The organism is Microbacterium lacus, assembly GCF_002812805.1.
GTDB lineage: Bacteria > Actinomycetota > Actinomycetes > Actinomycetales > Microbacteriaceae > Microbacterium > Microbacterium lacus_A.
In genome coordinates this window covers 272,149-289,469 of the sequence record NZ_NMUM01000030.1, presented here as the reverse complement: position 1 = coordinate 289,469, position 17,321 = coordinate 272,149, and the positions used below count along the sequence as shown (strand labels likewise).

At 66.8% G+C, this 17,321-nt stretch carries 17 protein-coding genes; 13 read left to right on the top strand and 4 right to left on the bottom strand.

Going from position 1 to position 17,321, the window contains the following annotated elements:
• Positions 1 to 64: 64 nt before the first annotated feature.
• The gene (locus tag CGU34_RS11330) at positions 65 to 1,339 is read right to left on the bottom strand and encodes an ABC transporter substrate-binding protein (protein ID WP_036296836.1); all 1,275 of its coding nucleotides are present in this window, start codon (positions 1,337 to 1,339) and stop codon (positions 65 to 67) included.
• 206 nt (positions 1,340 to 1,545) lie between these two features.
• On the opposite strand from CGU34_RS11330, the gene CGU34_RS11325 reads away from it, so the two are divergent.
• The 3 genes from CGU34_RS11325 to CGU34_RS11315 all read left to right on the top strand — a co-directional run bounded on the left by CGU34_RS11325 (position 1,546) and on the right by CGU34_RS11315 (position 4,375).
• A complete protein-coding gene (locus tag CGU34_RS11325; protein ID WP_051513157.1) occupies positions 1,546 to 2,511 on the top strand; it encodes a LysR family transcriptional regulator in 966 nt (321 codons plus the stop codon).
• 123 nt (positions 2,512 to 2,634) lie between these two features.
• Positions 2,635 to 3,831, top strand: coding sequence for an acyl-CoA dehydrogenase family protein (locus tag CGU34_RS11320; protein WP_036296839.1), 1,197 nt, complete (start codon positions 2,635 to 2,637; stop codon positions 3,829 to 3,831).
• Positions 3,832 to 3,844: 13 nt separating this feature from the next.
• On the top strand, positions 3,845 to 4,375 hold the full coding sequence (locus tag CGU34_RS11315; RefSeq protein ID WP_051513159.1) for a flavin reductase family protein: 531 nt from the start codon (positions 3,845 to 3,847) through the stop codon (positions 4,373 to 4,375).
• Between the two features lie 84 nt (positions 4,376 to 4,459).
• On the opposite strand, the gene CGU34_RS11310 is transcribed toward CGU34_RS11315, so the two are convergent.
• On the bottom strand, positions 4,460 to 5,401 hold the full coding sequence (locus CGU34_RS11310) for an oxygenase MpaB family protein (RefSeq protein ID WP_157811292.1): 942 nt from the start codon (positions 5,399 to 5,401) through the stop codon (positions 4,460 to 4,462).
• Positions 5,402 to 5,616: 215 nt separating this feature from the next.
• Here CGU34_RS11310 and CGU34_RS11305 point away from each other — a divergent pair, with 215 nt between their 5' ends.
• The 3 genes from CGU34_RS11305 to CGU34_RS11295 all read left to right on the top strand — a co-directional run bounded on the left by CGU34_RS11305 (position 5,617) and on the right by CGU34_RS11295 (position 9,026).
• Positions 5,617 to 6,915: a PucR family transcriptional regulator gene (locus tag CGU34_RS11305; protein WP_036299317.1), complete on the top strand. Its 1,299-nt coding sequence runs from the start codon at positions 5,617 to 5,619 to the stop codon at positions 6,913 to 6,915.
• Positions 6,916 to 7,067: 152 nt separating this feature from the next.
• Complete coding sequence (locus CGU34_RS11300) at positions 7,068 to 8,552, top strand: aldehyde dehydrogenase (RefSeq protein WP_232711651.1); 1,485 nt, start codon at positions 7,068 to 7,070, stop codon at positions 8,550 to 8,552.
• A 6-nt stretch (positions 8,553 to 8,558) separates the two neighbouring features.
• Positions 8,559 to 9,026: an HtaA domain-containing protein gene (locus CGU34_RS11295; protein WP_036299315.1), complete on the top strand. Its 468-nt coding sequence runs from the start codon at positions 8,559 to 8,561 to the stop codon at positions 9,024 to 9,026.
• An 87-nt stretch (positions 9,027 to 9,113) separates the two neighbouring features.
• Here CGU34_RS11295 and ligM read toward each other — a convergent pair whose 3' ends face one another.
• A complete protein-coding gene (gene ligM / locus CGU34_RS11290; RefSeq protein ID WP_100814149.1) occupies positions 9,114 to 10,517 on the bottom strand; it encodes a vanillate/3-O-methylgallate O-demethylase in 1,404 nt (467 codons plus the stop codon).
• Positions 10,518 to 10,672: 155 nt separating this feature from the next.
• On the opposite strand from ligM, the gene CGU34_RS11285 reads away from it, so the two are divergent.
• The 7 genes from CGU34_RS11285 (at position 10,673) to CGU34_RS11255 (ending at position 16,919) form a co-directional block, all read left to right on the top strand.
• Complete coding sequence (locus CGU34_RS11285) at positions 10,673 to 11,428, top strand: PIG-L deacetylase family protein (RefSeq protein ID WP_100814148.1); 756 nt, start codon at positions 10,673 to 10,675, stop codon at positions 11,426 to 11,428.
• The gene (locus CGU34_RS11280; protein ID WP_100814147.1) at positions 11,425 to 12,150 is read left to right on the top strand and encodes a 4-carboxy-4-hydroxy-2-oxoadipate aldolase/oxaloacetate decarboxylase; all 726 of its coding nucleotides are present in this window, start codon (positions 11,425 to 11,427) and stop codon (positions 12,148 to 12,150) included. The genes CGU34_RS11285 and CGU34_RS11280 overlap by 4 nt, the downstream gene beginning before the upstream one ends.
• On the top strand, positions 12,137 to 13,198 hold the full coding sequence (locus CGU34_RS11275; protein ID WP_100814146.1) for a 4-oxalomesaconate tautomerase: 1,062 nt from the start codon (positions 12,137 to 12,139) through the stop codon (positions 13,196 to 13,198). The genes CGU34_RS11280 and CGU34_RS11275 overlap by 14 nt, the downstream gene beginning before the upstream one ends.
• A 32-nt stretch (positions 13,199 to 13,230) precedes the next feature.
• Entirely contained in the window at positions 13,231 to 14,229 is a 999-nt protein-coding gene (locus tag CGU34_RS11270) for a VOC family protein (RefSeq protein WP_100814145.1), read from the top strand.
• A 67-nt stretch (positions 14,230 to 14,296) separates the two neighbouring features.
• Positions 14,297 to 15,238, top strand: coding sequence for an ABC transporter ATP-binding protein (locus tag CGU34_RS11265; RefSeq protein WP_100814144.1), 942 nt, complete (start codon positions 14,297 to 14,299; stop codon positions 15,236 to 15,238).
• On the top strand, positions 15,235 to 16,092 hold the full coding sequence (locus tag CGU34_RS11260; protein ID WP_100814143.1) for an ABC transporter permease: 858 nt from the start codon (positions 15,235 to 15,237) through the stop codon (positions 16,090 to 16,092). Before CGU34_RS11265 ends, CGU34_RS11260 begins: the two co-directional genes overlap by 4 nt.
• Positions 16,089 to 16,919 (top strand): ABC transporter permease, encoded by an 831-nt coding sequence (locus CGU34_RS11255; protein ID WP_036299298.1) that lies wholly within the window; start codon positions 16,089 to 16,091, stop codon positions 16,917 to 16,919. The genes CGU34_RS11260 and CGU34_RS11255 overlap by 4 nt, the downstream gene beginning before the upstream one ends.
• Positions 16,920 to 16,929: 10 nt before the next feature.
• Here the strand turns inward: CGU34_RS11255 and CGU34_RS11250 are convergent, their stop codons facing one another.
• Positions 16,930 to 17,283, bottom strand: a complete 354-nt coding sequence (locus tag CGU34_RS11250) for a hypothetical protein (protein ID WP_036299296.1) — start codon at positions 17,281 to 17,283, stop codon at positions 16,930 to 16,932.
• Positions 17,284 to 17,321: the final 38 nt, after the last annotated feature.

The window sequence follows — 17,321 nt, the reverse complement described above, 5'->3', positions numbered from 1 at the left end:
ACGAGGCGGTCATGACGAAGGGCGCACGAACCTCTCGTTCGTGCGCCCTTCGGTGGGGAGTCGATCAGTCGAGCGCGTCGACGATCGTGAAGCCAGCCCCGTTGTACATCTGGACGACGACGGTGCTCATGGCCGGTCGGTCATCGGTCGTCGTGTCGATCACGCCGCCGTCGAGGAGGAACGGCGCCGAGTAATCGCTGATCGAGCGGAGGGCCTCCATGAAGCTCTCCCGCGTCGGTTCCTCCATCTTCATGAACGCCTGCTCGAGGATCGATGCTCCGATCCAGCTCCAGAGGCACTGGGGGAAACTGGGCTCACCCGGCTGCGCCGTGTATTCCGCGAGCGCGTCGAGGAATACCGTGCTGTTCGGGTCCTCCGTGAACAGCGGCGAGCCCACGGTCATTGACGATGCCGTGGTGTAGATGCCCGGGAAGGTGTCGGCCACTCCGGAGGGGACGAGGAACGCTGCGGGGCTCGCAGAGACCGAGGGGAGGAAGATGCTGGGGTGCCACCCGATCGTGTCGGCCTGCTGCAGCGAGCCGATCACGAGCGGTGCCAGCGAAGACATGGCGTTGAGGAAAACGTCGGCATCCGTCGACGCGAGGTCGGTGATCTGGGCGTTCACATCGGTTGAGGTGGCCTCGTAGCCCAGCTCCTTGACGACTTCGACGTTGTCAGCGTCCTCGATCGCCTCCCTGAAGCCCTCGACGTAGCCCTCACCGAAGTCGTCGTTCTGGAACAGGATGGCGACCTTGTGGTCATCGGGGGAATTGGCGAGCAGTTCGCCGAACGCCTCGCCCTCCTGCTGATAAACCGGAAGCAGGCCCAACTGCCACGGACTTTCTTCGCGGTTGCTGAACAGCGGATCACCCGTTTGCAGAAGAACCTGCGGGAACTCGGCGTCGATGGCGGCCTCGCGCCACGCGCGGTTCGTTGGCGTGCCGAGACTCAGTGCCGCCGCGAACGCACCGTCCGCTTGCATCTGCTGGAAGTTCGCGAGCGCGCGCTGCGGGTCGTAGCCGTCGTCGTAGGCCGTGAACTCCACCGTGCGGGTCTTGCCGTCGCCGAACTCGATACCGCCCTCGGCGTTCTTCGCGCCGAAGTAGGCGAGCCCGCCGTCGACGGCGCAGTTGCCGACACCCGCCGCGTTGCCCGTGAGCGGCGCCGTTGTGCCGATCGTGATGGATGTGTCGGTGATGCCGGGGCTCGCTTCGACCGTGCCGTCGCTCGCATCGCCCGAGCCCCCACCCCCTCGAGCGCATCCGGTCATCGCCAAGGCGATGACGCTGATCGTTGCGAGCGTCGCGTACGCGCGACGCGAGGAACCTGAGATCTTCATCGAGCTGTGCCTCCCGTGGTGGTGACGCTCATCCCGCCGGGGTCGTCGCTGAACTCGGCGGTCTGGTGATGGCGTCGCGGCCGCGACCTGAATGGGCGCCTGACCGGGATGTGGATCCGTGACCATCCTGTGCGGCCGCTCTTTCGACGGTCAAACAGAACAATGCGAGGATGAAGCACGGTTTTGCTGGGTTATACAGTGAGCGCATGGTCAATGTCGATCCCACGCTCGAGGGTCAGCTCACCCGTGGTGAGCTCACCTTCCGTCAACTCGCCCACTTCGTCGCCGCTGCGGACGCCGGCACGATCAGCGGGGCCGCGAAGACGCTACGGTTCTCGCCGTCCGCCATCTCGGCCTCGATAACCGAGCTCGAGCGTGCGCTGGGCGCTGAGCTCTGCGTTCGCCGTCGCGCTCAGGGTGTCACGCTCACCTCCACGGGGACTCTCGTCCTCGAGAAAGCGCGGCGCCTGCTGAACGATGTCGCCGAGCTGAACTACGCCGTGCAGGGTGGCGGGTCCGAATTGGTCGGGCCCGTCGTGCTGGGGTGCTTCGCTACGCTCGCGCCCGCCGTGCTCCCACGCATCCTCGAGGAGTACGAGACGCTGCATCCGCAGGTCTCGATCGACTTCGTCGTAGGAGCGCAGGACGAACTCACCGCCGCGCTGCGTTCGGGCGCGATCGACGTGGCGATCATGTACGACATGGGCGGGTTCGAGGCACTCGAGACGTTCGAGTTGTACGCGGCGCGCGGATACGCCCTCTTCGGCGCCGGCAACCCGCTCGCGAACAAGAAGGTCGTGGCGCTCGAGGAGCTGGCCGACCTTCCCTTCGTCCTGTTCGATCAGACGCCCAGCACCCGCTACGCCATGTCGATCTTCGAGGCGCGGGGGTTGACTCCGCGCGTACGGCACCTCACGCACGCGTTCGAGCTCACTCGCTCGATCGTCGCCCGCTCCGACTCCGCCTACGCCGTATTGGTGCAACGTCCGGCCAACAAGCTGAGCTACGAAGGGCTGCCGATCCTCGAACGCGAGATCGTGCCGCCGCCGCCATCGGTGTCGGTAGTCTTTGCCTGGGCTCGAGGAGTGGCTCTCTCGAGCCGGGCGCGGGCGCTCGCCGACCTCGTACGCCAGCAGTACGCGCGCGGAGACGCCTACACGGGTACTGACTAAAGCGATTTTCGTGAGCTTTATCGTCGAATTGTTCTGTTTGACCGCAAATGGACTCGTAATCAGGATGGAGGGACTACTCCCCACAACCAGCGCGGCACCGACGCCACGCGAGAGGCGGTTCCGATGTCCATCCTCACCCCTACGTCCGCTCGAGTCGCTCCCGCGCCGAACCTATCCGCCGACGATGTCGTCGACTCGGCCGTCCAACTGATCCCGTTGCTGCGAGAACGAGCAGCCGAGGTAGATCGCGAGCGCCGGATCCCCGACGACACCTACCGCCGACTCGGCGACGCGGGCTTGCTGCACGTTCTGAAGCCGAAGAAGTACGGCGGGCTCGAACTCAGTGAGCACGAGCACGCGCGCATCGCGATGAACCTGGCGCGCGGATGCGCCTCCACGGCGTGGGTGTTCTCGATCCTCAGCTCCGACAACATGGCGATCCTCGCCTACCCCGAAGAGGTCCAAGACGAGATCTGGGGATCCGATACCTACGCCACTCTCGCCGGCAACACCAACCTCAATCCGAAGGCCGTCGCGAAGAAGGTGGACGGCGGATACCTGTTGACCGGTAAGTGGGGATTCTGCAGCGGGTCTGACTTCTCCGAGTGGCTCATTTTCAACGCCCCCGTCGGTGACGACGGCGAGGGTCACATGTTCCTCGTGCCGCACGACGATGCGGAGACGATCGACGATTGGCACCCGACCGGCATGCGCGGCACGGGCAGTCGTTCGATGTCGGTGACTGATGTCTTCGTTCCCGAGCACCGTGTCCAGCGGACGGCGGACACCGTGCGAAAGCTGAAGGAACGCCGGTCGATGCATCCCACGTTCGACACGATGTACGCCACATGGCCCTCTCACGGTCGTTTCCCGTTTGCGTCATGTGCCGTCGGTGCCGCGTGGGGTGCTGCCGAGCACTTCGCCGAGACGGTCGGGTCGTCTACCCGTGTCGCCAACGCGCTCGGCGGCTCCGTGAGCCTCTCCGAGCAGGAGTACGTGGCCAGCGAATTCGCCCAGGCGCAGGGTGACATTCAGATGGCGCGCCTGCTGATCGAGAAGCGAAGCTTCGAGGCATCCGAGCGAGCGCGCCTGCGCGAGGAGTCCAGCGAGGCCGACACCGCCCGAGAGGCCCGTGACAATGCGCTCGTGACGCGCACAGCACTGCGCTCGGTACAGCAGATCTTCTCGCTCGTCGGTGCACGGGCGGGTAATGCCGAGCACCCGATCTCGCGCGCCAAGCGCGATGTCGAGATGATCTCGCATCACGTGACCCTGAACTGGCGCCAGGGCGCCATCCGGTACCTTGCCTCGGTCTCATGAGAGCGGACCGACGATGATCAGCCCCGATGACTTCAAGGCCGCATTCCGCTCGCATCCGGCGGGGGTCTCCCTGATCACCGCCGACGCGCACGGCGTCCCGATCGCGCTGACCGCGTCTTCCGTGTCGGCCGTCAGCGCCGACCCGCCCCTGCTGATGTTCTCGGTTTCGGTGCACAGTTCCAGCGCCGTCGTGCTCCGACTGGCCGATACGGTCGTCGTCCACCTTCTCTCGGCAGAGAATCTCGATCTGGCCGTCTTGGGTGCGACGAGTGGCATCGATCGGTTCGCCGACACGACGCGCTGGAGGCGACTCGACACGGGCGAACCCGTTTTCGACGATGCCCATACCTGGTTGCGCGCGCGCATCCTGCACCGGATCGACGCCGGTGGGTCGACGGTATTCGTTGCCACGGCGGTCGAGTCGCGTCTCGACGGCGGTGCCGAGATGCCGGATGGCCTGGTCTATCAGAACCGCACCTGGCATCGGCTCAACGCCGAGTCCGTCGCCCACCCGACCGAACTCGTCGCCCAAGCCCGGTCGTGAATGGGGCCCGGTCGTGAATGCGGCGCACGCCTGATCCCGTGGTCATCGCCCCGGATAAGGCGTGCGCCGTCCCCCCGATCCCGATCAGCTGGTCGCCGCGACGTCCTCGGCTTCTCGAATCGCGCTGGGCCGATCGGCATGACGTAAGAGCGTCTGCACTTTGGCCGCGCGCGCCTGGCGATGCTTCTCAGCGAGAGTGACCTCGGGATCCGGTAGGTAGCGCTCGCTCATCGTCAAGCCGACCTTCATGAAGGATCGTCCGAACCACCGGGTGATGGGTCCGGGTCGGGCGATGCCGTAGGTGCGGAAGATGTGGTCCGGATACATCCCCAGGACCATCGCGCGCGCCACCCCGTGCAGGGGACGGGGGAAGTGACGTTCGGCGAACGGCGTCAGCATCCGCTCCATGACGGCCGCTCCGTGCGAGTTGTCGCCCCAGTCGCGCGCCTCGTAGTCGTCCATGTACGCCATGATCCCCGCGAAATCCGCCGGAAAGCCGTGGAGCGGTTCGCCCGTGCCTGCGTTGCGGAACAGCTTTGCCATCCGGCTCCAGAACTCGACCGAGGCCATCTGGACCTTCTCGGGGAAGCCCGGCAGACCGATCCTCAGGCGCATTCGATGCATGAAGGCCGCCTCGTAGCAGAGGGTGTAAACGTAGTCTTCGTTGTGCGAGAAGTTGCCCGGATACTGTTTCGCCCAGTGTTCGTGCAGGCGGTTGAGAGATTCGACGGAGCGCTGGGTGGCCGGGTGTGACGGGCCGTTCTCCCACCAGATCAACATGTGGCGACCGGTGTCGTCCATGCGCTTGTTCGGGGCTGCGTAGATCTTGCCCGTCCCCGCGCGCAGGACGGCCTCGGCACCACGAGCCGGCGCGATGAAGTTCGGAAACGTCAACGCGTAGATGTAATCCATCAGGAAGTCGCTCACGTAGTAGCTCGTTCCGAGCGCGACGATTCGCTCGTAGTCGACATGGGGATCGAGCTGCTCGAGTTCGGCTTCGATCCATTTGCGTGGTTTGGTGCGCATGCGTTCATTCCTCGGGCGTCGGTGGCCGATAAGTGCTGATCCACCCTGCGCCCGGGCGGAGCGCGCGCACATCGGTGCGCGATACGAAAGGGACCTGTCGACTTGGTACCACGGTCCAGCCGCGGAACATGAACGAAAAGAACACACGATGCGCTCGCGCGGTGTGGGTAAAGTCGGGCGCAGGCGACACAGAAGTCCGCAACGAGGGAGCATCCATGGCCGCGCTGCGATCCCGCGAAGCGTCCGGCGTTCCCCTCGCCTGGCTGATCGAAGCCGTCACAGCTGGCTTTGTCGACGCGGACGTATCCACCCTGCTCGACGAACGCGAAGAACGAACCGCGCGGGCGGCGCTTCCCCCGTCGTTCTTCGGATGGTTGGCAGCCGAGGCGCGTGTCGCTCAGGCCATCGTGAGCGATCAGAACGAGGGCGATTCGCGGGTGCCCTACCGGGAGGTCGAACGTGCCGCGGCGCGGATGCTGCTCGAGTTCGCCTACCGGCTCATGCACGACGACCCGGATCGACATTTTCTCGATCTTCCCTTCCGCTTCGCCGCTCCGGCAGCTCGCCTCGGAATCGAGTCCTCGCTCGTCATCCAAGCGGTGCGCGTCACCGAGCGGCGCTGGGTCGATCAGCTCCTCACCGCGGCCGGGGAGCGCGCGGGGGATATCGCGCACAGCGTGCTGAGTGCGAGCGCGGCCATCTACGACGCCGTCGTCGACAGCTTCGTCACCGACTACGTCGTCGCCCAGGCGCAGCTGGACGGGGAGATGCTCGCCACGAAGCGCGCGTTGATCGACGCCCTCCTGAAGCCCGGCGTTCGGGACGCGAAGGGTTTCGACGACCTGGGCATCGACCTGTCCGGCCACCACGTCGCCGTCGTGCTCTGGCATCCCACCGCAGGGATCGGGCCTCACCTCGACACTGCAGCCCGGCAGATCGGCATGAGCGCGTTCGCGAATGCCGTCACCGTCGTGCCGGGCGATGATCGGACCCTGTGGATCTGGCTGACGTTCGCCGACGACCCGCCCCCCGCGGTGTTGGAGCGCGTTCGATCTATCCCGCGTGACCCAGGACGAGTCGGTGTCGCCATCGGGCCTGTGGCCCGTGGCGTGCAGGGGTTCCGGAGGAGCCATCTGTTGGCCCGCGAATACGCGGCGGTCGCCGGTCGCCTGCCGCCCGGCATCGCCCCGGATATCGCCGATACCGAGAGGATGTCTTATCTCAGCCTGCTGCTGCGCGATCCCGAGCGTGCCGAATGGTTCGTCGCGACCGAACTCGGGGCGCTCGCAACCGGGGCCGTCTCGGATCGAGAGAACCGCGAGACGCTGCGGCTCTACCTCGAGACGGGGCAATCCCTGGCGGATACGGCCGAGCGTTTGCGGATTCACCGGAACACGGTCGTCTACCGGCTGAAGCGTATCGAACAGGCGATCGGCCGTCCGATCGCCTCGCGTCGTCACGAGCTCTACGCCGCGGCGCTGCTTGCTCATCTGCTGGAGCAGTCCGAGTCCTGAAGCTCTCGTTCTCCCACCCTGAGGCGGGGATGCCGTACCGCAGTACCAGGACCGATCGGATTCTCTGGACTCGCGGACGGTGCTTGCCGTGCCCGCCGTGTGGCCAGATGTAATACGGCAACCATTCCGCCGCTGATCCCGAAGGAGAGATCATGAGCCTCACGATGGCCACGAACCTGTCGACCAACGTCGATCGCACCGACCTGTTCATTGGCGGTGCCTGGCAGAAGCCCGCATCGAACCGGCGCATCACGGTGCGCTCCGCGACGACCGAAGAGGTCATCGGGTCCGTTCCCGAAGCGACTGAGGCCGACGTCGACCGCGCGGTCGCGGCGGCACGTCGTGCGTTCGATGACCCGCAGGGCTGGTCGACGTGGGACCCGGCCGAGCGTGCAGCGGTCGTCGAGAAGCTCGCCGACGAGGTCCAGGCACGTGCCGACGAGACCGTGCGCGTGATCTCGATGCAGAACGGCATGCCCATCACGATCGCTCGTGCTCTTGAAGCCCCCTACCCGGCCGCCACACTGCGTTTCTACGCCGACCTTGCACGCAACCAGGCCGTGGAAGAAGAGCGCCCCGGTATCTTCGTCTCCCGCACGACGGTGCGCCGCATGCCCATCGGCGTCGTGGCCGGGATCGTGCCGTGGAACGTGCCGCAGTCGCTCACGATGACCAAGCTCGCGCCCGCGCTCGCGGCGGGCAACACGATCATCCTCAAGCCCTCACCCGAAACGGTCCTCGACGCCTTCATTCTTGCCGACGCGATCGAGGCCGCGGGTGTGCCCGAGGGCGTCGTCAGCATCTTGCCCGGTGGGCGCGAGCTCGGCGCCTACATCGTGTCGCACCCGGGCGTCGACAAGGTCGCGTTCACGGGCTCGACAACCGGGGGGCGCGCGGTCGCCAAAGCCTGCGCCGAACTGCTGCGCCCCGTCAGCCTCGAGCTCGGCGGAAAGTCGGCGGCGATCATCCTCGACGATGCCGACCTCGATCTGGAGAAGATGGGTCAGAGCTTCTTTGCGTCGACGCTCGCCAACAACGGGCAGGTCTGCTTCCTCGGCACGCGTGTTCTCGCGCCGCGGCGTCGGTACGACGAGGTCGTCGACGTGCTGGCGACCCTCATGCGGTTCTCGCCCGTCGGTGACCCGCTCGACGACGCGACGCTGATCGGGCCGATGGCGAGCAAGAACCAGCAGGAGCGCGTGGCGAACTACATCGAGATCGGAAAGAGCGAAGGCGGACGCGTCGTCGTCGGGGGCAGCGGACGACCGGATGGCTGGGACCGCGGCCACTTTGTGCGCCCCACCCTGTTCGCCGGCCTCGACAACACCGCGCGGATCGCGCAGGAAGAGATCTTCGGACCGGTGCTCACGGTCATCGGTTACGACGACGATGCGGATGCCATCCGCATCGCGAGCGACTCCGACTACGGCCTGGGAGGTTCGGTCTGGTCGACCGATGACGACCGGGCTATGGCGGTCGCCCGCGGCGTGCAGACCGGAACGATCGGCATCAACGGCTACATCCCCGACATCGGGGCGCCGTTCGGTGGGGTCAAGCAGAGCGGCTATGGCAAGGAGTTCGGAGCCGAGGGTCTCGCTGCGTACCAGCAGGTCAAGTCGATCTATCACTTCGCGTGAGCGCCGATGTTGTTTCGTCGGACCAAGAGTCGACGTCCTTCCGGTCTCGAATGGGGGATTCGCGAGAGCCTGACCAGCTATGTCGCGCATCTGCCTGACGGCGTCGTCGCCGTCGACGGGGTCGCGGACCTCGTCGACGGCGCGCACCCGCCACGGTTCTTCTTCCCCGAGGTGTCCCGCGCGCGCGGCGAGGTGCGGTTCGGGGGAACGGTCCAGATCATCGGTCATCGGGGGATGCTGCGGATCACCGCGTGTGACCCGTGGCTCGCATTCGGTGACGGTCGCGCGTTCCTGAGCGTCGTCCCGAGCGAGGGCTCAGCCCGCGTCGTCGTTGCGGTGCTGCCGGCGGTCGAGGGGGAGCCCATCGAGGCGGTGGGAGCGCAGCTGACCGCGGAGGGAGCCGCCTGGCTCGGACCCCAGTACTCGGAGGCCGACGAGGCATCCGTCGTCGCGTACGTGCCGATATCGACGTGAGCGGGGTCGTCGTTGCGCGATTTCCACCGCAGATGGCCCGCACCCCCGAAAGGGTGCGGGCCATCTGCGGTGGAGGATCAGATCAGATCAGAGCTGACCGGTCGAGCGCCAGCCGCCCTGGTACTCCTGGCGGGCGGTGACGGCGTAGGGGACCGGGCTGACGACCGCGCGAACGGCGATCTGCTCGTGCGGCTGAACCGTGGTCTTGCCGGATCCGCCGTTCGGCTCGCCCCAGACGACCTGCAGCTCGGTTCCGATCGGCACGTCGCGGTCGACGGTCGCGAGCGACAGGCCGCGCTTCTCGTTCGCGGTCACGCCGGTGAACAGCGACAGGCCGACGGTGTTGCCATCGGCGTCGATCACCGCGTCGTAGTTCGACGAGCCGTAGTTAGCGTTCGGCAGGTCGAAGAACTGGTAGCCGACGCCCTCGCGGTCGATGACGCTCGTGAGGATCTTCTTCAGATCCTCGTCGTTCCAGGCGAGCGTGACCTTCTTGCGCTGCGTCTCGGGATCGATCTTCTCGAGCGCGTCGCGACCGATGAAGTCGTGGTCGAACTTCACGAACGAGCCGTAACCGAGCTCCCACGGGCTGAGGTAGTAGTCCTCGATGTCGTCCGAGACGAACGATCCGGCGAGGGCGTTGATCGCCTCGTAGCTGTTGGCAGGCAGCCACTCGCGGTAGGCGCGCTCGGCCTCGCTCGAGTAGATGGCGGGCAGCGGCGAGGGGATCCATCCCGACTCCAGCGTGTTGGAGGAGTAGGCGCGAGAGCCGCAGGGCTCGATGCCGAACTCGGCACCGGCCTCGAGGATCGCCTGGCGGATCTTGCCGTGCTGCTCGTACGGGCCCCAGAGCTCCAGTCCGGGCGCTCCGGCCATGCCGTGACGCAGGGTGTGGACCTTCTCGCCCGCGATCGTGAGCTCTCCCATGTGGAAGAACTTGACCTTCTCGAGTTCGCCGCCGTTGAGCTTCTCGATGATCGGCCAGGCGTTCGGGCCCTGGATCTGGAAGCGGTAGTACTTGCGCGACACGGCTTCGCCGTACGGGCGCGAGGGCGAGCGGTCGTCGTAGGTGACGTCGACCTTGTAGCCGCCGGTCTCGGCGTGGTACTGCAACCAGTTGGCACCCGGTGCGCGTCCGACGTAGACGTAGTCGTTCTCTCCCTCGCGGAACAGGATGCCGTCGCCGATCACTCCGCCGTTGGACGCGGTCGGCACGAACTGCTTGGCCGTGTTCACGGGGAAGTTCGTGAAGCTGTTGATGCCGGTGTCGGCGAGGAGCTTCAGGGCGTCGGGGCCGGACACGAACAGGTTCACCATGTGGTGCGTCTGGTCGAAGAGGACGGCGGCCTCTCGCCAGGCGATCTGCTCGCGGCGCCAGTTCGAGAACTCGGCCGGGACCACCGGATAGATGTACGTGCCGAGCTTCGAGTTGCGCAGCATCTCGACGGTATTGCCCGCCTCGTCGAGTACCTGCTGCAGATTGCTGGCCATGGTGGTTCCTTTCAACATCTTTGTCGGTGGTCCTGATCGTACGGAGGGCATATCCCTATGTCCAGAGGGATTTAGCGTCGCCAGGATTGTAACCAATTTCTTGACCATGCCGCTAGGGGTGTGATTCGCTGTCGGTACCAGACAGGAGTTCCCGCATGGCAGAAACGTCCCCTTCGCTTCTTGTCGTCAGCGCACACGCCGGCGACTTCGTGTGGCGCGCCGGTGGAGCGATCGCCGCCGCCACGTTGCGCGGCGAACGCGCAACCGTCGTGTGCCTCTCGTATGGCGAGCGCGGCGAGTCGGCGAGCCAGTGGCTCGCGGGCAAGCCCCTGGACGAGATCAAGGCCATCCGGCGCGACGAGGCCTCCGCGGCGGCCGCCGCGCTGGGAGCCGACATCGAATTCCTCGACCTCGGCGACTACCCGCTGATCGAGTCGCCCGAGGCGGTGCAGAAGCTCGTGGATGTCTTCCGGCGCACACAGCCGATGGTGGTGCTGACGCATCCGCTCAGCGATCCCTACAACGGCGACCACCCCGCCGCCGCGCGGATGGCGCTGCAGGCGCGTGTGCTCGCACAGGCAATCGGGGTTGCGAACTCCGACGGCACCTACCCCGGCACGGACGACATCATCGGCGCGCCGCCGGTGTTCTTCTTCGAGCCCCATCAGCCCGAGCAATCCGACTTCAAACCCAACGTGTTGCTCGATATCACCGAGGCGTTCCCGCTGAAGCAGAAGGCCATGGAGTGCCTGCCCGCCCAGAAGCACATGTGGGAGTACTACACCTCGCTCGCCGTGCGCCGCGGGGTGCAGGTCAAGCGGAACGCCGGACCCAACCTGGGGCTGCCCGTCGACACCATGGGCGAGGCGTACATGCGCTACTACCCGCAGGTCACGGACGTCCTGGCATGACCGGAACGCAGCAGACCGGCATCGTCATCACGGATGTCGCCCGGGCGGACGCCGCCACGATCGACGCGCTCGGCGTGCACGGCGTCGCGACGGTCCATGAAGCCATGGGACGCATCGGGCTCGTCGGAGCAGACATCCGTCCGATCCAGGATGGCTCGCGCATCGCCGGATCCGCGGTGACCGTGCTCTCGTGGCCCGGCGACAACCTGATGATCCACGTCGCGATCGAGCAGTGCCAGCCCGGCGACATCCTGGTCGTCGCAACGACCTCGCCCTCCGTCGACGGCGCCTTCGGCGAACTGTTCGCGACGGCTCTGGCGCAGCGCGGCGTGCGCGGGCTCGTCACGACGACGGGCGTGCGGGACGTCGTCGACCTGCGCGAAATGGGCTTTCCGGTCTGGTCGAGCGCGATCAACGCGCAGGGAACCGTCAAGGCGACGGCGGGCTCGGTCAACGTGCCGATCGTCGTCGGGGGAGTGGTCGTGCGGGCGGGAGACGTGGTCATCGCCGACGACGACGGGGTGATGTGCGTTCCGCGCGGCGACGCCGAACGTGTGCTCGAGGCATCCGATTCCCGCGTCGAGAAGGAGGCGGCGGACCGCGCCGCCTATCAGGGCGGTCAGCTGAGTCTGGATCGCAAGGGTCTGCGTCAGGTCTTCGCCGACCTCGGCGGCAGATACCTGACGGAAGCGGAGTACGAGGCGGAGCATGGCGGGCGCTGACGGCATCCGCTGCATGCTCATGCGGGGCGGCACCTCGAAGGGCGCGTACTTCGTGGCCGACGACGTGCCGCGGGACCCCGCCGAACGCGACGACCTGATGCTGCGGATCATGGGCAGCCCGGACCCGGCTCAGATCGACGGGCTCGGGGGAGCGCACCCCCTCACGAGCAAGGTCGCGATCGTGTCGCGCTCCGACGAACCCGACATTGACGTCGACTACCTGTTCCTGCAGGTCGTGGTTGATGAACCCGTCGTCAGCGACGCGCAGACGTGCGGCAACCTGCTCGCGGGCGTCGGACCCTTCGCCATCGAGCGCGGGCTCGTCGAGGCGCGCGATGGTGAAACCCCCGTGCGGATCCGGATGCTGAACACCGGTGATGTCGCGAGCACCCGCATCCGGACACCCGGTGGCGTGGTGGAGTACGACGGTGACTTCTCGATCGACGGGGTGCCGGGAATCTCGTGCGCGATCGAGCTTCGGATCGGTGGAGACTCGCCCCTCCTGCCGACCGGGAGGGTCGTCGACGAGATCGCTGGTCACAACGTCACGCTGATCGACAACGGGATGCCCGTCGTGCTGCTGCGGGCGGAGGAGTTCGCCGTCGCGGGCGACGAGGCTCCGCACGAGCTCGAGGCGCGGCCGGAGCTCGCGCGCGCTATCGAAGAGATCCGCCTTCAGGCCGGGCCGCTGATGGGCCTCGGGGATGTTGCTGCCCAGACGGTGCCGAAGATGTTCCTGCTGTCGCCCCCGCGCGCGGGGGGCGCGATCTCGACGCGGGCGTTCATTCCGTCACGCGTACACACGTCGATCGGGGTGCTGATGGCGGCATCCGTCGCCGCGGGCATCCGCATCCCGGGCGCCGTGGGGTCCGACCTGGCGGTGCGGGCCGATGCGGACCCGACGCTCATCGAGCACCCGACGGGATCGTTCCCGGCCCGCGTGGCCGTCGAGCAGCGTGCGGACGGGCGGTGGTACGGCACCTCCGTGTCCGAGCGCACCGCCCGCAAGATTTTCGACGGCACGGTCTTTCCCCGGCCGCGACTCTAGCCTGAAATACGAAACGTCAGAGAGGACACCCCATGGCCCGCACCGAGAACTTCGACATCGCCCACCTCGGCGCCGTCGAACTGTTCACCCCGAAGTTCGAAGAGAGCCTGTGGTTCTTCCGCGACCTGCTCGCGATGCGCGAGGTCGCGCGCATCGGCAACTCGGCGTACCTGCGCTGCTGGGACGAGTACCAGCTGTACACGATCAAGCTCACGGCCTCCGACACCAACGGCGTCGGCCGGTCGCTGTACCGTGCCTCGAGCGAAGAGGCACTCGAGCGTCGGGTCGCGGCGATCGAGGCCGCGGGCCTCGGACACGGATGGCGCGAGCCCGAGGTGGGCGTCGGCCGCTCGTACGAGTTCGAAGACCCGGACGGCCACCTCATGGCCATCTACTACGACACCGAGCACTACGTGCCGGATGAGAAGGACACCCCGGCCCTGAAGAACCAGGCGTCGGCATTCCCCGGGCGGGGCGTGAACGTGCGCCGCATGGACCACATCAACTACCTCGCGGCCGATGTCACCAAGGCCGGCGAGTTCTGGCGGGATGTCATGGGCGCTCGTGAGTCCGAACGGGTCGTGAAGGACGAGGGCGGGTACGCGGCCTGGTGGTTCCGCTTCGCGCAGAAGTCGTACGACGTCGTGTACTCGGAGGACTGGACCGGCACCCGCGGGCGCTTCCACCACTTCGCCCTCGCGCCCGACACGCGCGAAGACATCCTCAAGGCCGCCGACATCTTCCTCGAGAACAAGGTCTACATCGAGTACGGCCCCTACAAGCACGCGATCAACCAGACGTTCTTCCTGTACGTCTGGGAGCCGGGTGGCAACCGCATCGAGTTCGCCAACGCCGGTGCGCGCCTGATCCTGGACCCCGACTGGCCGGTCGTGGAGTGGACCGCCGCCGAGCGGGCGAAGGGTCAGGCCTGGGGGATGAAGACGGTTGCGACCTTCCACACCCATGGAACGCCGTTCGTCGAGAACCAGGAAGAGATCGACCGCGCCGCCCTCGAGGGCCGCAAGCACTGAGTCCAAACTAACGGCAGCCGGCGATGTCGTCGGCTGCCGTTAGTCCTGTGTTGAGTAGGGTTGTCCGGTGCCAGAAGCCGTCATCTCCGCCGACTCGCTCGTCAAGACCTATCGAGTGAAGGGTAAGCCCGACTTCGTCGCCGTCGACGGGCTGAGTTTCGACATCGCACCGGGGGAGTCGTTCGGCTTGCTCGGGCCGAACGGTGCCGGCAAGTCCACGACCATGAAGATGATCGGCGCGGTGTCGACGCGCACGAGCGGCGACCTGTCGATCCTCGGGCTCGACCCCGATCGCCACGGCCCCGACATCCGCTCGCGCCTGGGTGTCGTGCCGCAGCAGGACAACCTGGATGGCGAGCTCAACGCGCGCGAGAACCTCTTCATCTACGGCCGCTATTTCGGTCTGCCCGCGAGCGTCTGCCGGCAGAAGGCCGAGGAGCTGCTCGCGTTCGCCCAGCTCGAAGACAAGGCGACGAGCAAGGTCGATCAGCTCTCGGGTGGGATGAAGCGGCGGCTGACGATCGCGCGCGGGCTCGTCAACGACCCGCGCATCCTGCTGCTCGACGAGCCGACGACCGGGCTCGACCCGCAGGCGCGGCACGTCCTCTGGGACCGCCTCTTCCGGCTCAAAGAGACCGGCACGACGCTCGTGCTCACCACGCACTACATGGACGAGGCCGAGCAGCTCTGCGACCGCCTGATCGTGGTCGACAAGGGCCGCATCATGGCCGAGGGCACCCCGGCGTCCCTCATCCGTGCGCACTCGACGCGCGAGGTGCTCGAGGTGCGCTTCGGATCCGACCGCAACGCCGAGGTGGCGCCGCAGCTCGAGGGCATCGGCGAGCGGGTCGAAGTCCTGCCCGACCGCGTTCTGATCTACGCAGACAACGGCGAGCACGCGCTCGAGCGGATCACCCAGCTCGGGCTCGAGCCGATCACCTCCCTCGTGCGGCGATCGAGCCTCGAGGACGTCTTCCTGCGCCTCACCGGAAGGTCGCTGATCGAATGAGCGATCGGGCCATCAGCTCGCCGACCCTCGACGAGCTCCGCCAGGAGGCACTCGAGTGGGGCCGGCGCCCACGCGCCCGCGGTGCCTGGTACGTCACCGAACACATGGTCCGCGCAATGCGCGCCTACGGCTGGACGATCGTCGTCGGCGCGCTCGGTCAGCCGATCCTGTATCTGCTCGGCCTCGCGGTCGGTCTCGCCGCGCTGATCGACGTGCCGATCGTCGACGGCGGGCGCGAAGTTTCGTACCTCGTGTTCGTGGCGCCGGCGCTGCTCATGACCGCCACGATCTCGGTCGCGAGCGAAGAGTTCACCTACCCGGTCATGGCGGGGTTCAAGTGGCGCCGTTACTTCTTCGGCTTCAACGCGTCGCCGCTCTCCAGCTCGCAGATCGCCACGGGTGTGGTGTTCGGGGCGACGGCGCGCATGGTCGTCGTCGCGGTCGCCTACTTCGCGTTCCTGTGCGTGTTCGGCGCTGTGCCGAACCTCGCCACGGGATCGATCGCCGTCCTCGTCAGCCTGCTCGCGGGGCTCGCGTTCGGCACCCCGCTGTTGGCGTATGCCTCGTCGATTCAGGATGATCGAGGCCAGTTCGCGCTCGTGCAGCGCTTCGTGTTCATGCCGATGTTCCTGTTCTCCGGCACGTTCTACCCCCTGGCGACCCTGCCCGTGTGGCTGCAGTGGATCGGCTGGATCTCGCCGCTCTGGCACGCCACCGAGCTCGGCCGCGCCCTCACATACGGGCGCGACGAGTCGGTCGTGATGATCGTCGTCCACATCGTCTACCTCACCGTGCTGGCCGTCGGCGGGTACGTGCTCGCACGCCGGATCTTCACGCGGAGGCTCGCACGATGAGCGCGTCGGCGATGAGGGCGGATGCCGCTCCGGTCCGCGGCGGCGGGGTGCGGGCGCTGTGGGCCGGAAACCCCGGTGCGGTCGTGCAACGCGGCCTGCTCGCCGCGCGATCGTCGAGCTGGATCGTGGTGCTCTCGGGCTTCTTCGAGCCCGTGTTCTACCTCGCCTCGATGGGCATCGGGCTCGGTGCCCTGATCGGCTCGGTTGAGACATCCGCGGGTCTCGTGGTGTCGTACGCGGCGTTCATCGCGCCCGCGCTGCTGGCCGTCTCGGCGATGAACGGGGCGATCTACGACTCGACGTGGAACGTCTTCTTCAAGCTCAACTACGGCAAGCTCTACGAGGGCATGCTCGCCACCTCGCTGGGTCCGCTCGACGTCGCGCTCGGCGAGATCCTGTACGCGCTGCTGCGCGGTCTGCTCTACGCATCCGGATTCCTCATCATCATGCAGTTCGCCGGCCTCAACCTGTCGTGGACCGCGATCCTTGCGCTGCCCGCGGTCATGCTGATCGCCTTCGGCTTCGCGAGCCTCGGGATGGCCGTGACGAGCTACATGAAGGCGTTTCAGCACATGGACTGGATCAACTTCGTGCTGCTGCCGATGTTCCTGTTCTCGGCGACGTTCTACCCGATCACGGTGTATCCGGAGTGGGTGCAGGCGATCGTGCGCGCGCTCCCGCTCTGGCACGGCGTCGAGCTGGTGCGGGGTCTCACGACGGGGTCGCTGCACCCGGGCATGCTCTGGCACGTGCTGTACTACGTCGTGATGATCGCGATCGGCCTCGTGTTCACGACGAAGCGCCTGCGCGCCCTGTTCCTGGACTGAACCTGCCGGGCTAGCGCCAGATGACGGCGATGCCCGCGTTCAGCAGGGTCAGTACGCCGATCGACCAGAACAGCGGCGGTGGCACAGAACCGCTCCGCCGACCACGGGCCTGGCCGATGCCCATGAGGGCACCGATGATCAGCAGCACGACCAGCTTGACGCCGATCTTCACGTAGTTCAGGTCGTACTCGATGCCCCACGGGGCCGCGAGCACGAGCCCGGCGACGGCCGCGATCGCGAGGCCGACGTTCATCAGCCCGGTGATCTGGCGCTTACCGCCCCAGGCCTGTGCGGCCCACGCGCCGAAGAGGATCGCGAAGCCGGTGATATGCACGAACACGACGATGTGACGCAGGATCTCCATGGCACCACGGTAGGGGTGCTTCGTGCCACTGCGCCAGC

Bases quoted from the DNA above. Each gene is read 5' to 3' on its own strand.
- CGU34_RS11310 (WP_157811292.1), bottom strand. From the start codon at position 5,401: ATGCGCACCAAACCACGCAAATGGATCGAAGCCGAACTCGAGCAGCTC.
- CGU34_RS11315 (WP_051513159.1), top strand. From the start codon at position 3,845: ATGATCAGCCCCGATGACTTCAAGGCCGCATTCCGCTCGCATCCGGCG.
- CGU34_RS11270 (WP_100814145.1), top strand. From the start codon at position 13,231: ATGGCCCGCACCGAGAACTTCGACATCGCCCACCTCGGCGCCGTCGAA.
- CGU34_RS11300 (WP_232711651.1), top strand. From the start codon at position 7,068: ATGAGCCTCACGATGGCCACGAACCTGTCGACCAACGTCGATCGCACC.
- CGU34_RS11305 (WP_036299317.1), top strand. From the start codon at position 5,617: ATGGCCGCGCTGCGATCCCGCGAAGCGTCCGGCGTTCCCCTCGCCTGG.
- CGU34_RS11320 (WP_036296839.1), top strand. From the start codon at position 2,635: ATGTCCATCCTCACCCCTACGTCCGCTCGAGTCGCTCCCGCGCCGAAC.
- CGU34_RS11275 (WP_100814146.1), top strand. From the start codon at position 12,137: ATGGCGGGCGCTGACGGCATCCGCTGCATGCTCATGCGGGGCGGCACC.
- CGU34_RS11280 (WP_100814147.1), top strand. From the start codon at position 11,425: ATGACCGGAACGCAGCAGACCGGCATCGTCATCACGGATGTCGCCCGG.
- CGU34_RS11330 (WP_036296836.1), bottom strand. From the start codon at position 1,339: ATGAAGATCTCAGGTTCCTCGCGTCGCGCGTACGCGACGCTCGCAACG.
- ligM (WP_100814149.1), bottom strand. From the start codon at position 10,517: ATGGCCAGCAATCTGCAGCAGGTACTCGACGAGGCGGGCAATACCGTC.
- CGU34_RS11325 (WP_051513157.1), top strand. From the start codon at position 1,546: ATGGTCAATGTCGATCCCACGCTCGAGGGTCAGCTCACCCGTGGTGAG.
- CGU34_RS11260 (WP_100814143.1), top strand. From the start codon at position 15,235: ATGAGCGATCGGGCCATCAGCTCGCCGACCCTCGACGAGCTCCGCCAG.
- CGU34_RS11295 (WP_036299315.1), top strand. From the start codon at position 8,559: ATGTTGTTTCGTCGGACCAAGAGTCGACGTCCTTCCGGTCTCGAATGG.
- CGU34_RS11285 (WP_100814148.1), top strand. From the start codon at position 10,673: ATGGCAGAAACGTCCCCTTCGCTTCTTGTCGTCAGCGCACACGCCGGC.
- CGU34_RS11250 (WP_036299296.1), bottom strand. From the start codon at position 17,283: ATGGAGATCCTGCGTCACATCGTCGTGTTCGTGCATATCACCGGCTTC.
- CGU34_RS11255 (WP_036299298.1), top strand. From the start codon at position 16,089: ATGAGCGCGTCGGCGATGAGGGCGGATGCCGCTCCGGTCCGCGGCGGC.